The 14872-nt window shown below is 49.2% G+C and carries 13 protein-coding genes and 1 other annotated feature; of the genes, 12 read left to right on the forward strand and 1 reads right to left on the reverse strand.

Annotation, left to right across the window (positions count from 1 at the left end; translation table 11 throughout):
• Window positions 1-15 precede the first annotated feature (15 nt).
• The 6 genes from nadD (at window position 16) to leuS (ending at window position 6415) form a co-directional block, all read left to right on the forward strand.
• Entirely contained in the window at window positions 16-624 is a 609-nt protein-coding gene (gene nadD / locus BBG47_RS02910; protein ID WP_065290458.1) for a nicotinate-nucleotide adenylyltransferase, read from the forward strand.
• Window positions 596-1189 (forward strand): bis(5'-nucleosyl)-tetraphosphatase (symmetrical) YqeK, encoded by a 594-nt coding sequence (yqeK, locus tag BBG47_RS02915; RefSeq protein WP_065290459.1) that lies wholly within the window; start codon window positions 596-598, stop codon window positions 1187-1189. Before nadD ends, yqeK begins: the two co-directional genes overlap by 29 nt.
• 63 nt (window positions 1190-1252) lie before the next feature.
• Window positions 1253-1600, forward strand: coding sequence for a ribosome silencing factor (rsfS, locus tag BBG47_RS02920; RefSeq protein WP_021256850.1), 348 nt, complete (start codon window positions 1253-1255; stop codon window positions 1598-1600).
• Window positions 1597-2580 carry a CvfB family protein gene (locus BBG47_RS02925; protein ID WP_065290460.1) on the forward strand — a complete coding sequence of 328 codons (984 nt, stop codon included), beginning with the start codon at window positions 1597-1599 and terminating at the stop codon, window positions 2578-2580. Before rsfS ends, BBG47_RS02925 begins: the two co-directional genes overlap by 4 nt.
• Before the next feature lie 70 nt (window positions 2581-2650).
• The gene (locus tag BBG47_RS02930) at window positions 2651-3412 is read left to right on the forward strand and encodes a class I SAM-dependent DNA methyltransferase (protein WP_065290461.1); all 762 of its coding nucleotides are present in this window, start codon (window positions 2651-2653) and stop codon (window positions 3410-3412) included.
• Window positions 3413-3630: 218 nt separating this feature from the next.
• Window positions 3631-3860, forward strand: a binding site (T-box leader).
• Window positions 3861-3964: 104 nt separating this feature from the next.
• Entirely contained in the window at window positions 3965-6415 is a 2451-nt protein-coding gene (gene leuS / locus BBG47_RS02935; protein ID WP_065290462.1) for a leucine--tRNA ligase, read from the forward strand.
• Here leuS and comER read toward each other — a convergent pair.
• Entirely contained in the window at window positions 6396-7241 is an 846-nt protein-coding gene (comER, locus tag BBG47_RS02940; protein WP_021256846.1) for a late competence protein ComER, read from the reverse strand. The genes leuS and comER overlap by 20 nt on opposite strands.
• Window positions 7242-7406: 165 nt before the next feature.
• On the opposite strand from comER, the gene BBG47_RS02945 reads away from it, so the two are divergent.
• From BBG47_RS02945 to holA, 6 genes are all read left to right on the forward strand, one after another.
• A complete protein-coding gene (locus tag BBG47_RS02945) occupies window positions 7407-8021 on the forward strand; it encodes a ComEA family DNA-binding protein (RefSeq protein ID WP_175400470.1) in 615 nt (204 codons plus the stop codon).
• A gap of 115 nt (window positions 8022-8136) precedes the next feature.
• Window positions 8137-8658: a deoxycytidylate deaminase gene (locus tag BBG47_RS02950; RefSeq protein WP_021256844.1), complete on the forward strand. Its 522-nt coding sequence runs from the start codon at window positions 8137-8139 to the stop codon at window positions 8656-8658.
• A 128-nt stretch (window positions 8659-8786) separates the two neighbouring features.
• Window positions 8787-11411 carry a ComEC/Rec2 family competence protein gene (locus BBG47_RS02955; RefSeq protein ID WP_065290464.1) on the forward strand — a complete coding sequence of 875 codons (2625 nt, stop codon included), beginning with the start codon at window positions 8787-8789 and terminating at the stop codon, window positions 11409-11411.
• A 229-nt stretch (window positions 11412-11640) separates the two neighbouring features.
• Window positions 11641-12189: an RNA polymerase sigma factor gene (locus BBG47_RS02960; protein WP_065290465.1), complete on the forward strand. Its 549-nt coding sequence runs from the start codon at window positions 11641-11643 to the stop codon at window positions 12187-12189.
• Window positions 12186-13508 (forward strand): anti-sigma factor family protein, encoded by a 1323-nt coding sequence (locus BBG47_RS02965; RefSeq protein WP_065290466.1) that lies wholly within the window; start codon window positions 12186-12188, stop codon window positions 13506-13508. The genes BBG47_RS02960 and BBG47_RS02965 overlap by 4 nt, the downstream gene beginning before the upstream one ends.
• Window positions 13509-13764: 256 nt before the next feature.
• Window positions 13765-14817: a DNA polymerase III subunit delta gene (gene holA / locus BBG47_RS02970; RefSeq protein WP_021256840.1), complete on the forward strand. Its 1053-nt coding sequence runs from the start codon at window positions 13765-13767 to the stop codon at window positions 14815-14817.
• The last annotated feature ends 55 nt before the right edge of the window (window positions 14818-14872 follow it).

The following is a 14872-nucleotide window of genomic DNA, read 5'->3' on the forward strand; positions in this document are numbered from 1 at the left end:
CTGGAGGGCTACCGAATGAAGTTCGTAGGGATCATGGGCGGGACTTTTGACCCTATTCATCTCGGGCATCTAGTGGCAGCGGAATGCGCTAGGGAGACAGCTTCCTTAGATGAGGTATGGTTCATGCCAGCGCATGTGCCGCCGCATAAAGCGCATCGACCAGCTGCTTCTGCGGAGCAGCGCTTGGAAATGGCGAGGCTGGCGGTGCAAAGTAATCCGCATTTTCGAGTGTGCGACTGGGAGATTAAGCATGGCGGTGTATCCTACACGCTAGACACTGTCCATGGGCTGCGCCAGGAGTATCCCGACGTCAAGTGGGCGTGGATTATCGGCGGCGATATGGTCGCTTACTTGCCCCAGTGGCATCACATCGATGAGCTGATGGAGCAGATTCAATTTGTTGGATTGCATCGTCCTGGATCAAGCTGGGATGCTGCCAAGCTGCCTGCTGCGTGGTCTTCTCGGCTCATCGAGAGCGAGATGCCGCAGATCGATATCTCATCTACCGATATTCGGCAGCGATTGGCCGAAGGGCGATCGATCAAGTATATTGTGCCGGACGAGGTTCAACAGTATATAGCAAGGTGGGGTCTATATGAATCGGACGCGCGAACAACTGATTGAGGCTGTACAATCCCAGATGCCAGCTGTAAGATGGCAGCATACGCAAGGGGTTATGACAACAGCCGTTCAACTGGCCAAGAAGTATGGAGCAGACCCGAATAAGGCGGATATCGCGGCCATACTGCACGATGTAGCAAAGTACTGGCAGACAGATCGAATGGAACAGATGATTCGGGAACATAACATGCCATCCGAATTGCTGGAGTATGACAAGCAATTATGGCATGCGCCTGTGGGCGCACATGTGGCGCAGCATGAATATGGAATTGAAGATGTAGAAATACTGGATGCAATCAAGTACCATACTTCCGGCAGAGAGAAGATGACCCTGTTGGATAAGGTCGTGTGTCTGGCAGATTACATCGAGCCGGGGCGGGATTTCCCTGGAGTTGATCATATACGTGAACTGGCGGAGCAGAATCTAAATGCGGCGTTAATTGCCGGATTTGACTCGACCATTCGATTCTTGATTGAGCGCCGACGCCAGGTATTCCCGATGACGATCCATGCTCGTAATGGGCTGATCCTCGAACTGGAGACAGAACTTGAACAGTCAGCAACTTAATCACGAAATGGGCTTAGAAATACAAGAATAAGAATGGCTCAAACACAATGTGGAGGTAATTGAATGGCAGACAACATTAAACAATTGCTCGAAATCGCCGTAAGTGCGGCTGAAGATAAGAAAGCGATGGATCTTATTGCGCTTGACCTGCAAGGCATTTCCCTCATTGCAGATTATTTCGTAATCTGCCACGGGAACTCGGATACACAAGTTCAAGCAATTACGAATGAAATTCGCAAGCGTGTGCATGAAGTAGGCGGACACGTGCGCGGTACAGAAGGATTTGACTCCGCACGCTGGGTTCTCATTGATTTGGGCGACGTAATCGTGCACGTGTTCCACCGCGAAGAACGCGAGTACTACAACATTGAGAAGCTGTGGTCCGATGCGAAAGTTGTGGAGTTTGCATGATTTGGGAAGCAGGAACGATTCAACGATTAATAATCGACCGTGAAGTATCTCCGTACGGATATTTCTTGACGAACGGAGAGCAGGACGTGTTGCTGCATTATACAGAGCTTACGGGCAAAGTAGAGCCTGGCGATTACGTGGAAGTGTTTTTATACTATGACACGGAAGATCGCATTGCTGCGACAATGAAGCGTCCTTTGTTGACACTCGGAGAGATTGCTAAGCTTACGGTAGCGGATATTCATCCGAAGTACGGCTGCTTCCTGGAGATGGGGATTGGGCGTCAGCTGTTGCTTCCGAAGGGAGAGCTTCCCGAGTTCGAACCGCTTCACCCGAAGGTTGGCGATGAGGTATACGTCCGGATGGAACAGGATCGCTACGGACGACTTATTGCACTGCCAGCTCGTGAAGATGATTTGGTACCTTATATGTTCGCAGCTCCTGAGTCTTGGAACAACACATGGCGCGATGCGGTCGTGTACCGTGCTCTCAAGATGGGAACGTTCGTTGTCGTAGATGGCGCGCCTGTTGGAGAAGGTGTTATTGGATTCATTCATGAATCACTCCGTCCGCGCCTGCTTCGTCTTGGTGAGTCTGTCCGTGTTCGCATTACGCATGTCCGTGAGGATGGGCGCGTGAATGTAACGATGGCAGAGCGTAAAGAAGTCGGCATGGATCAAGATGCTGAACGCTTGTTCACCTTCTTGAAGGAGCGTCCGAACGGCACAATGCCATATTCCGATGAGACGCCTGCCGATATTGTGAAGCAGCGCTTTGGCATTAGCAAGTCAGCATTCAAGCGTGCCATCGGCCGCTTGCTGAAGGCGGGTCTCATTCGTCAAAATGGGAATTGGACCGAATTGACGGAAGCGGCTGCTGCAATGGATACGGCACAGCTTCACAAGGCACTGTCGGCGGCACAAGCCGAAGCGCGTGAAGCACATAAGGCTCGCTCGCACGGCAACGACAATGCACGCTAAGTCGTTCATTCAACATGCATTACGAATGATGGAATGAGGGAACAACCTCCAGCAGGGGAAGTGAAGATGGATGATTTCATATGGGCGTGTAGCGGAGGTTTATGACCGCTTAATGGAGGACATGCCATACGACCAGTGGGTGTCATTTGCTCGGCAGGCTTGGGAACGGTTTGGAAGCGGCGAGGTTCGTTCCATCGTTGACCTTGGCTGTGGAACCGGGAGTACGGCATTGCCACTGGCCAAGCTCGGTTATGATGTAATCGGCATCGATATCTCAGAATCGATGCTGTCAATTGCGAGCAGCAAGGGAATAGAGGCTGGCCCGCTGAAGGGCGACGTGCGTTGGGTGAATCAGGATATGTGCGATTGGGCCATGCCTGGAGAAGCGGATGCCGTCGTTTCGTTCTGTGACAGCTTGAACTATGTGACGGAAGAGGACGACGTGAAGCGTGCTTTTCAAGCTACCTATAACAACTTGAGATCTGGCGGCGTTTTCTTGTTCGATGTGCTTCATGTCCGTCAATTCGAACATTATGCGGAGACCCAGCCTTTTGCCTATGATGATGAAGATATCTCTTACATTTGGTTTTCGGACTATGATGAAGAACGCCAGGAGATTGAGCACCAACTGACCTTGTTCGTTCGTCAGCAGTCTGGAGGCTTGTACGAGCGTATTGACGAGGAACATGTTGAACGCGCCTATGATCCAGATTGGTTAGAACGTATGCTGAAAGAAGCTGGTTTCGGTCATGTCGAGCAATTTGCGGACTTTGAATGGCAGTCGCCGGACGAAGAGTCGCGGCGAATCTTTTTTGTTGCAGTGAAGCCATAAAGATAGATGTGCATAGTTTCTGAAGATGCACGTGAGATGCACATTTATCCGTCGTGAGATGTAGAATTTGGTGTTACTTTCTCAATTCAAGGCGAATGAACAAGAAAGATTTGGAGTTGCATGGCGATCATTGACAATAAGAAAATTTTTCATTATGATATAGCTACTTGCATCTATTTGGATGCATCATAATCATATTCAAGCTGAATAGGTAGAATGGAAAGACTTCGAAGAGGAATAGTACCTTAGGTCCCATCTTCAGAGAGCCGGCGGTTGGTGCAAGCCGGTGATGGTGCAGAAGCGAACTCACCTCAGAGTCGCGCAGCAGAATCAGGAGCGGTAAGCTGCGACGTATTGCCAGCGTTAATGGTGTAAAGGGAGTGGATAGCAAAGCATGCTGTCCGCTAACTAGGGTGGTACCACGGGAATAATGCCTCTCGTCCCTAGCGATTATCGCTAAGGATGGGAGGCTTTTTTAATCACATTTATTCATTGCCACAAGTATGACGGACATGCGCGAGCAGCCGTCTGGGCATCGTAGGAGGAGTAAGCATGAGTCAAGAAGCGAAGCAGCCGCACGGTTACGTGCCGCAGCAGATCGAGCCGAAATGGCAATCCTATTGGGATGAACATAAGACATTTGCAACGACAGAAGATGAGAACAAGCCGAATTTCTATGCACTGGATATGTTCCCATATCCATCTGGCGCCGGACTTCATGTAGGACACCCGGAAGGATATACGGCTACAGATATCATGTCTCGTTACAAGCGCATGCAAGGATACAATGTCCTTCATCCGATGGCATGGGACGCATTCGGCCTTCCAGCTGAGCAATATGCGATCGATACGGGACAGCATCCGCGTGAATTCACGGTGAAGAATATCGACAACTTCCGTCGTCAGATCAAGTCATTGGGCTTCTCTTATGATTGGGATCGCGAGTTCAGCACGACTGATCCGGAATATTACAAGTGGACGCAGTGGATCTTTATTCAGTTGTACAAGAGAGGACTCGCTTACGTTGCAGAAGTTCCTGTTAACTGGTGTCCAGCTCTCGGTACAGTACTTGCGAATGAGGAAGTCATTGATGGCCGTTCGGAGCGTGGTAACCACCCAGTTATTCGTAAGCCAATGCGCCAGTGGGTATTGAAGATTACGGAGTATGCAGAGCGTTTGTTGCAAGATCTGGATGAGCTTGACTGGCCGGAGAGCTTGAAAGACATGCAGCGCAATTGGATTGGGAAGTCCAAGGGAGCTGAAGTTCGCTTTGTTATCGACGGTCACGAAGAGGAACTGGTTGTATTTACAACTCGTCCAGATACGCTGTTCGGTGCAACTTACTGTGTCATGGCTCCTGAGCATGAGCTTGTCGAACGCATCACGACAGCTGAACAGCAAGCTGCTGTGAAGGCATATCAAGAGCAGGCGGCACGCAAGAGCGATCTGGAGCGTACGGATTTGGCGAAGGATAAGACGGGTGTATTCACAGGCAGCTATGCGGTGAACCCGGCGAATGGAGCGAAGCTTCCAATCTGGATCTCGGATTATGTGCTTGCTGGATACGGTACAGGTGCAATTATGGCTGTTCCTGGACATGATCAGCGCGACTGGGAATTCGCGAAGCAATTTGACCTGCCGATCATCGAAGTGATTGAAGGCGGCAATGTACAGGAAGAAGCATATTCCGGCGATGGAGCTCATGTGAATTCAGAATTCCTGAACGGAATGGACAATGCGGCTGCAATGGCGCGCATGATTGAATGGCTTGAAGCAGAAGGCAAGGGCGAAGGCAAGGTAACGTATCGCCTGCGCGACTGGTTGTTCAGCCGTCAACGCTACTGGGGAGAGCCGATTCCAATTCTTCATCTGGAAGACGGAACAATGAAGCCTGTACCGGAATCCGAACTTCCGCTTACACTGCCGGATGTCGATCAGATTCGTCCATCAGGAACTGGAGAATCTCCGCTAGCGAATGTAGACGAATGGGTGAACACAGTTGATCCAGAGACGGGTATGAAGGCTCGCCGTGAAACGAATACAATGCCGCAATGGGCGGGAAGCAGCTGGTACTACCTGCGCTACATCGATCCGCACAATAACGATGAAATCTGCTCCAAAGAGAAGCAAAAGAAATGGCTTCCAGTTGATTTGTACATTGGAGGCGTTGAGCATGCGGTTCTTCACTTGCTGTATGCGCGCTTCTGGCACAAGGTATTGTTCGACCTTGGTGTCGTAGATACGAAGGAGCCATTCCAGAAGCTTGTTAACCAAGGGATGATCCTTGGTACAAATGGCGAGAAAATGTCTAAGTCCCGCGGCAATGTCATCAATCCAGATGATATTGTGAACGAGTTCGGCGGCGATACGCTGCGCATTTATGAAATGTTCATGGGTCCACTGGAAGCGACGAAGCCATGGAACACGAATGGTGTAGAAGGAAGCTACCGATTCTTGAGCCGCATCTGGCGCTTGTTCATTAACGAGGAGACAGGAGCCCTGAACAGCAAGATTGCTAACGGAACGGATGGAACAGATCCGGCCTTCGTTCGTACATGGCACAAGACCATCAAGAAGGTGACGGAAGACATCGAAGGATTCCGTTTCAATACGGCAATCAGCCAATTGATGATCTTCATCAATGAGGCGTATAAGACGGAGGTTCTTCCACGCCAAGCGATGGAGAACTTCGTTCAATTGCTGGCACCGCTCGCGCCACATATCGCGGAAGAATTGTGGCAGCGTCTTGGCTACCAAGAGTCGATTACGTACGCTGCGTGGCCGACTTATGATGAGTCGCTTACAGTTGATGCGGAAGCAGAAATTGTTATTCAAGTGAATGGCAAGATTGTATGCCGTGCAAATGTAGCAGCAGATGCTGACGAAGAAGCAATGCAGCAAAAAGCGATGTCCCTCGCGAACGTTCAGGATGCCATCGCCGGCAAGACGGTTCGCAAAGTCATCGCAGTAAAAGGCAGACTTGTTAACATTGTGGTCGGTTAAGTTCTTCGCCAAATAGTTGGGATTCGACCTTGTGTAGATCCTCCTCATATTTGGCATGGGTGACTTGAATGAGCTGCTGGAATACTCCATCCAGCTCACCATCCAACAGACGGAGCGCCTCGGCGGTAATGCCGCCGGGGACTGCTACCCGCTGTCTCAAGTGCTCAAGGCTGAATCCTCCCTCCGTTAGCAGCTTGCCAGTACCAAGCAGCATCTCGCTGGCCAGGCGCTCTGCCTCATTCCTTTCGATTCCTGTAACTTCAACTGCAGCCTCTATCCATTTCTGCACGAAAAAGGCGATAAATGCCGGCCCACAGCTTGAGATATCCGAAGTGATGCGCGTATACTGCTCGGATACCTGAACTGGACGGCTAATGGACATCATCAACTGTTCCAATAGCAGCCTGTCTTCTGTTTGAATTCTGCTTCCATACATACATAAGGATGCTCCGCTCCATACATAATTCGTAACACTTGGTATAATTTTTGCTATCTTGCAGGACAGCTGCCGCTCCAAATGGCTAATGAGCACTGGACTCGTTATCGATACAACGATGAGAGAAGGCTTTACATATTGTGCGATTTCGTTCAGAACGGCTTTGAATTCTGAAGGCTTCACACATAAAAAGACGATATCGCTTTCTTGTACAGTTTCTACATTGCTGCTGGCCAATTGCAGCCCAGGATATTGCGCAGCTAGCTGTTGAACTTTATTCCTCGTGCGATTGCTTGCGATAAGTTGAGATGGTTCCAATGCACCTGATTGAATAAGTGCTTCAATGATCGTAGACCCCATGCTTCCCGTACCTATAAACCCGACTTTCAAGTACGTTCCCTCCCTTTGCTTCTGCCTATTCCGCTGTTGTCGTAGGACGTGATTATGTTCACTTCGTATTCATTTGTGATGAACACAAGTTTATCAAGCTTATTGATCCATATGATGACATGGTTGACCATTATGCCGTCATTCGCTGACGAAGGGTGTGGTGACATGAGAGAAGGAATGAGGAAGACCGGAGCATTGCCAATGCGCTGGCTAATTGCAATGAGTCTAGCAGTAATCGGTGTTGCAATCTGTATGTGGATATGGGTGAAGCCGCAAGGGTCACTGCAAGCAGGGACTTGGACGGATTTGAATGATGAGATTGAATCGATGATGGCTGCTGAAGGGAAGGAAGCCCAGATCACGGAATCGAAGATGTCTTCGAAGTCGATTCCCGCTGCGGAACAACATGCACAGAACAAGCAGCAGTCTTCCGTATCGACAGTAGCCCATAAGGATGATGGTGCTGACACGGGAAAGGGAGGACAATCGGAGGCCGCCAGTTTACTTCCTTCAACGGATGTCCTTAAGACGGAGAAGGAGCATTCCAGTGCGGCTGGGAACAAGGGAGCTAAGGGAGCTGTATCCCAACTTCTCAACATTAATGAAGCTGATGCATCTGCGCTGGTGACACTTCCAGGTATTGGACCGAGTAAAGCGAAAGCAATCATTGAATACCGTGAGAAGAAGGGAGCCTTCCGCCACGTTGACGATCTGATGAAGGTGAAGGGAATCGGCAAGAAGATGATGGCCAAGATCCGGGATCAGGTACGTGTGGAATAAAATGCGTGAAATGTGCAACATTGTGATGTCTTTAGTTGCATGAATGCGCAGGCCTGCTTACAATAAGGGTAACATACACAACATAGACAAAGGCAGAAGAATGGGGATTGGAGTTATGACAACGACTATGCGCAAAGACTGGGATACGTATTTTATGGATATTGCCTATATGGTGTCTACTCGCTCGCGCTGTCCAAGACGGCATGTGGGCGCTGTGCTCGTACAGGGCAAGAAGCTGCTTGGTACCGCTTATAATGGCGCTCCGATGGGGATTCCTGACTGCAGTGAGGCTGGCTGCATGATCGCAGAACAATATGAGAAAGTTGTCGTAGACGGCGAAGCGCAGATGGTTAAGAAGCAGCGCTGCATTCGCACGATCCATGCAGAACAGAATTTGCTGCTATTCACGGATCGGAATGATAGAGAGGGATCTACGGTATACGTGACGGATCAGCCTTGTTGGACATGTGCCAATATGCTCGCCAATAGTGGTGTTGTCGAGATTGTTTATCACCGTCCTTATTTGAAGGATAGCGATAAAGTGGCTGCGATGATGGAGCATAAAGGAATTGTGTTCCGTCAACTTGATCATTATCATCCGCCAGCAGAGTCGGTAATGGATGAAGTTAGCGAATAAATGTATCGTTCTGAATAGGGATGAGGAAGAACCTCTGTGCTCAAGCAGCACTGTTCGTTTCGCAATTAAATGCGAAGAGCAGTGCTGGCGAGTATGGAGGTTTTTTGTGTATGGGTAGGGGGGATGGTATGCTGGCACGTCGACCGTTGGTTGTGGCTGCCTGTATGATGGCCGGAGGCTTCCATCTAAGCGCAGTTCTCTCGAATGGAGAGGCTTGGATTGCAGCTCTCGGAATTGTGCTAGTATTGCCGCTTTGTGTCATAGGAGGCTGGTGCAGACGTATGCAAGCAGTCTTGTATGCGCTGCTGCTGCTTATGGCTGTACTCTATTATCAGTTGACGGTGAACAGTGGAGATAGTGTCTGGTCGTATGAGGGAGTTAGTTCTTATGTAGATCAGGTACAGGAAGTGAATGGAGAATGGGAAGGGGTGATCCTAACCCCGCCAGAGCTGGACGGAGATCGGATGCAGTTCCAATTCGGAGTTACAGGCTGGAGAACACCAGAAACGAAGCGCATGGAAAGTGTAAGGGAGACGCTGCTAGTTCAAATCAAGTTATCTAGTAAACAGGAACTGCAACAGGTGCATCAATGGAACCGAGGGCAATTGGTGCGTATACAAGGTAAGCTTGAGGCTCCCGGCGATGCGGGGAACTTTGGCGGATTCAGCTACAGAGACTATTTACATACTTTGCAAATCGATTGGTTGTTGAAGGTGTCGGGTTTACAGCAAATGACCTCGCATACAGCACTTGAGACGATCTCTTCCTATGCACCTACTATCATGTGGAATCGAATGCTGGCATATGTGGATCAAGGCAGGGAGCGTCTGGCTGCGATATTGGAGCATATGTACAAGCAGCCTCATAGCGGCTATATGCAAGGGCTTATCCTGGGAACACGGGGAGATATGGATCCGGATATTTATCAACAGTTCTCGCAGTTGGGACTTACCCATATACTTGCCATATCTGGATTGCACGTAGGTGTACTTATCGGAGCTCTATTGTATCTCTTCCGATTGCTGCGCATGACGAAGGAGACGGGCATATTGATCACGATGGGGTTCATCCCGATGTATGTATTGTTGACGGGGGCGTCGCCATCGGTTATTCGTGCAGGTATGATGGCTTTCCTAGCCCTTTATGGGGCGAAGAGAGGCTGGTTGAAGGATGGGCTGCATCTTCTGGCAGCTGCCTTCATTTTCATGGCGGTATGGCAGCCTCGTTATGTACTGCAGGTCGGATTTCAATTGTCTTTTATTGTCACGGCTGGGCTGATTTTATTTGTCCCCCTCGCTATGAGGCTAATGGCTTCTTTGCCGCGGACATTGGCCAGTTCGCTCTCGGTTACACTGGTTGCACAAGCTGTTTCGCTGCCTCTTACCGTCTATTACTTTAATCAATTTTCGCTGTTGTCCTTTTTGGCTAATTTTGTTATTGTCCCCCTCGTCAGCGTTGTTGTGCTTCCAATTGGCTCAGTATCGTTGATTGTCGGTTCACTATATGAACCTGCGGCAGTACCGATCGTTTGGCTTGTTGAACGGTTGAATGAGGTTACGTTCCAACTAGTGTATTGGCTGGCACAAATGGAAGGTGCTACGATCATATGGCCGACCCCTCCATTATGGTGGATCGCTCTTTACTATCTCGGATTCGCCTTGGCGCTGACTTCTGTTCGGCGTTGGTGGGATGCGAGGCAGATTAACCGCAGAGAAAGAGATCGAGGGCATAATTTGAACCATGCTGATGATACACAACCGCTCGATTTTATCCAGCTCCCGGTAGGCGGATATCGATATAGAGGAGCAATTGCGCTTGCAGCCGCTTGCTTGCTCGGGTTCATCGTGCTGCAAGGATATTCCATGGGGCGTTCGAATGATGCAGTTGTTAGTTTTATCGACGTCGGTCAGGGTGACAGCATCTTAATCTCGACGGCTTCGGGCAAACACATGCTTATTGATGGCGGGGGTACTGTGAATTTTCGCAAGCCAGAAGATCGCTGGCGGGAACGCAGAGTGCCCTTTGAGGTAGGGGAGAAGGTAGTTGTTCCGTTGTTGAAGCAGAGAGGCATCAGAGAATTGGATGCTGTTCTGTTAACGCATGCCGATCAAGACCATGCTGGGGGATTGCAAGCTGTACTGAAGCATATCCCGGTGAAGCAGTTCATTATGAACGGGACATGGAAGTATTCCGCCTCGATGAACAGTCTATACCGCACTGCGATTGATCAAGGGATCCCTATTCGCAAATGGGAAGCAGGCCAGCGATGGGAGCTAGATTCGTGGAGCTCCTTAGAGGTGATGTATCCTTATCCTTCGACGGATGGTTCTACCCTCGACTTTCAAGACAATCAGAACGAGGCCTCCCTTGTCGTCCAATTGACACTTACCCATCCAACAAGTAGGAAGCAGGCAGTATTCATGCTTACAGGAGATCTGGAAGCCGATGGGGAGAGGCAGATGCTCGAGCGTGTTTCATTCCAGCGATCGAAGTCTATCGACGTCTTGAAGGTGGCTCACCACGGAAGCAAAACCTCTACTACACCTGAATGGCTTGAGCAATGGAAGCCCCAGATAGGGGTCATATCGGCAGGGCGCAATAATCGATATGGACACCCTCATCCGAAAGTGCTGGAAACGCTGCATGATGGGAAGGTTCCTGTGAAACGAACAGATATAGAAGGGGAGATCCAATTCAAGCTGACGCCTAGTGGTTTGAAGGTGAGGGCGAAGCGTGATAGGATACATTTATAGAAGGGAACAGACAGCACGTCACGAGACGTGCTCTTTTTCCTGTATCTTTCTTCTATTTTTTAAGTTTCATTACATTTTGATATGCTTTTCAGGGTGTTTTTTGCTATGCTAATCTTGAATTATTGAAGGGAATTTTATGTATTAAAATTATTCTACAAATTGGTAACGATCATCTGCAACCATTTCAGACGTTCTCACGTCAATGGATATGCAAGAGAGGGGGATCAAGGTGGTAGAGCCAGGACTCATTCGATCCGCTCAGTCTGGCGATAGAGACGCGCTTATCACTCTTTTGCGGGAAATCGAACAATATGTGTATCGAACTGCTTATTACATACTGAATAATGAGCAGGATGCACTGGACGCGTCCCAAGAGGCCTTAATCCGGATATATACTAAAATTCAATCGTATGAGGAGAAAGCACAGTTCAAGACTTGGGTACAGCGCATCGTGACGAATATTTGCATCGACAAATTCCGCCGCACGAAGCCGACTGTATCGATAGAGGAGCATAATCTCACATTCCTTGGCAATGAAAGCGTAGAGAGGGATGTCCTATCCTCCCATGCAGCGCATGATATACGAGAAGCGATTGACCAACTGCCGGAACATCACCGTGCTGTCGTTGTTCTTCGCTACTTGCAAGATTTCTCGTATAACGAAATTGCTGATAGCTTGAATTTGCCTCTCAATACGGTGAAATCATATCTATTCCGCGCCAGACAACAGCTGCAGACTATGCTGCAAGATTACGAGAAAGGTGGTGTGCGAGGATGAACTGTTCAGAGGTGATGGAACTTATGCAGCGGAAATTGGATGGAGACTTGAATGATTCGGAACAGCACCTTCTGACTGAGCATATTAACCATTGCCCCGCCTGCAGTGAGATGGCTAGGCGATTGGAACGGCTCCATACGGAATTAGTTCAGCTGCCTAAGGTCGAGCCGAAATTCAGCCTAGTTGATGCAATTATGCCAGCGCTGGATATCATTGATCGAGATGAGCAGCTAGCTGCGGTCGAACCAAATGCAGAAGCATATCCGCAAGAGGCTGTGTCAGCGGGCCATGCAGCAACTGGATCGCCTATCAAGCCGCGTATCGTCAAGGGAACTGCGACGCCTCAATCAACTCAGCAACGTTGGTTCGAACGAATCCGCTGGCGTGCGACCAGCGCTGTCATCGCAGCAGGGCTTGTGCTTGGTCTATTTATTGTCAACTTCAAGCCGCCTACAGAGGAACAGGCTGGCGAGTTTAGTGAGCTTAGGAACGAGCAGCTCATGAAGACCGAGACTGCAGACAAATCCGATAGTTCTCAAGTTACGAAATCCGAATCTAGCTCTCCGATGAAGGAAAAACCGTCGAATAACGATCCACAGAACAATTCAACCGAACCTTCTTCATATGCGACAACAGAGGAAACGGGAGAAGCGGATAAGGAGAAGTCTACTCAAGATAGACAGAAGGAAATGAAAGACTCATCCCAACAGAAGATCGGCATTCCGACACCGAAGGATGTGGAGCCGAAAGAAAGCACTTCTCATCCTAAGAAGGATCAGGAGACAGTTTCAGCAGATCGTTCTGTGGCAGGTGGACAGACGCGAACAAGACCGGATGCAGACAAACAGCCGCCAAATCAAGATGGGCAGAAACAAGATGCGAAGAAGGATCCACAGCAGAAGGATACAGAACAGGTTCTAGCAGAAGAGCCGCCGAAAGAGCCTCAGAAGGATGGAAGCAATAAGATGCCAGAACAGAAGGAAATTAATTCCTTTGTCGGCCCTTCTATTACATCTGTAGCCGAAGCGACGGCACCGAACGGCAGCCTTATGGCGACATGGGACAATGGACAGCTGCTGCTCTATAAGCTAAATGGTCAGGAGCGAACGAAGCTGCAGACGATTGCTGTAGCAGAGAAGCCATCTGAGCTGATTTGGTCGGCAGACAGCTCGAAGCTGACAGTTGTCGCATCCGGAGAGGATGGGAAGTCGAGTAAGCTCCAGTATGAACTGAAGAATGATGCGCTCGAGCCGATTGTGGACGCAGGCAATTCAGCGGAGAAAGAAGTCATTCAAGGATCAATTCAACAATCGAAATAAAAAGGGCTTACATGCAGGGCTATCATGCACACATTGTTACGTCCTTGCGTATAGTATGGTATCAAGAAGACAGAATGCTTTCCCGTACGTCGAATGACCATTTGTGCGGAGTTTCTAGAGCTTCGTGGCAAATGTTTATTATAGATGTTAGGGGACAAAGGGACTCGCGCAACAGTGATGTTGTGCCAGTCCCTTTGTTTTTGTGTCAAAGTCTGCTATGATGAGGTTCGTTATATCGTAAGGGGAGGCTAGCAATTTGGTAGATATTAAAGCAGCCGTCAAGGAAATTAAGCGCGGCTTTCCGCGCCCTATCTATATTCTGTACGGTACTGAAAAATATCGGATTCAGGAGTTCGTACAATTCTTAATAGAGCATGCAGTCGGAGAAGATAATCGTGAATTAGCCATTATGAAGATGGATACTTCGGAACACCCGGTTGAGGCAGTCGTTGCAGAGGCGGAGACGATGCCGTTTCTAGTTCCGCGCAAATGTATTCTGGTGAAGGATTCGACAGTATTCGCATCTGGGAAGGATGGCAAGATTGAGCATCAGACGGAGCGATTGCTTGAGTATATGGATAATCCAATGGACACGAGCATTGTTGTATTTCTCGTGCAGGCGGACAAGCTGGATGAACGGAAGAAGACGGTTAAGAAAGCCAAGACAGCTGGAGCAGTGCTTCCTTTCCTGCCGCTTAGCGCAGACGAGTTGACGATGTGGGTTCGCAAGGAAGCGGAGAAGCATGAGTGCTCGATCGAGGATGAGGCTATCCGTGCAATTCTGAACAGTGCAGGGACGAATTTGCAGACATTGTCGGCTGAAATTGAGAAGTGCTGCCTGTTCACAGGGAGAGGCGGAACGGTTGTGGTAGAGACCATCCACTCCTTGATTGCCAAGAACACAGAACAGAATGTATTTCAGCTTGTTGAGGATATTATCAAACGGCGAGCGGATCAGGCGCTTGATACTCTGCATGAATTGTTGAAGCAAAAAGAAGAGCCTATTAAGATTATGGCGCTTATCGTACGGCAATTGCGGATTATGGTACAGGTGAAGGAACTGACGAGCCGCAGCTTCAGTCAGCAGCAGGCAGCTTCCCAACTTGGGCTGCATCCATACGCCGTCAAAATGGCTTACGAGCAAGCGCGTGACTATGATGGAAATAAGCTGACGCAATGGATAGCGGAGGCGGCAGAACTCGACTATGAAATGAAGTCAGGCCGAGTAGAGAAGGTACTTGGCTTGGAGCTCTTCATTATGCGGATGTCCAAAGGAATAGCAAGAATACAAAAAGAAACCAGAAGATGAACGCCGAGGCGTTCATCTTCTGGTTTCTTCGCTTCTAGCTAAGTATGAAAAGGCT

Origin of the sequence: Paenibacillus sp. KS1 (assembly GCF_001680695.1) — a bacterium.
GTDB lineage: Bacteria > Bacillota > Bacilli > Paenibacillales > Paenibacillaceae > Paenibacillus_B > Paenibacillus_B suaedae.

Excerpts from the sequence above, each read along its gene's own strand:
- nadD (WP_065290458.1), top strand. The coding sequence starts at position 16 with ATGAAGTTCGTAGGGATCATGGGCGGGACTTTTGACCCTATTCATCTC.
- BBG47_RS02945 (WP_175400470.1), top strand. The coding sequence starts at position 7,407 with ATGAGAGAAGGAATGAGGAAGACCGGAGCATTGCCAATGCGCTGGCTA.
- BBG47_RS02965 (WP_065290466.1), top strand. The coding sequence starts at position 12,186 with ATGAACTGTTCAGAGGTGATGGAACTTATGCAGCGGAAATTGGATGGA.
- leuS (WP_065290462.1), top strand. The coding sequence starts at position 3,965 with ATGAGTCAAGAAGCGAAGCAGCCGCACGGTTACGTGCCGCAGCAGATC.
- BBG47_RS02955 (WP_065290464.1), top strand. The coding sequence starts at position 8,787 with ATGCTGGCACGTCGACCGTTGGTTGTGGCTGCCTGTATGATGGCCGGA.
- BBG47_RS02925 (WP_065290460.1), top strand. The coding sequence starts at position 1,597 with ATGATTTGGGAAGCAGGAACGATTCAACGATTAATAATCGACCGTGAA.
- rsfS (WP_021256850.1), top strand. The coding sequence starts at position 1,253 with ATGGCAGACAACATTAAACAATTGCTCGAAATCGCCGTAAGTGCGGCT.
- yqeK (WP_065290459.1), top strand. The coding sequence starts at position 596 with ATGAATCGGACGCGCGAACAACTGATTGAGGCTGTACAATCCCAGATG.
- BBG47_RS02950 (WP_021256844.1), top strand. The coding sequence starts at position 8,137 with ATGACAACGACTATGCGCAAAGACTGGGATACGTATTTTATGGATATT.
- BBG47_RS02930 (WP_065290461.1), top strand. The coding sequence starts at position 2,651 with ATGATTTCATATGGGCGTGTAGCGGAGGTTTATGACCGCTTAATGGAG.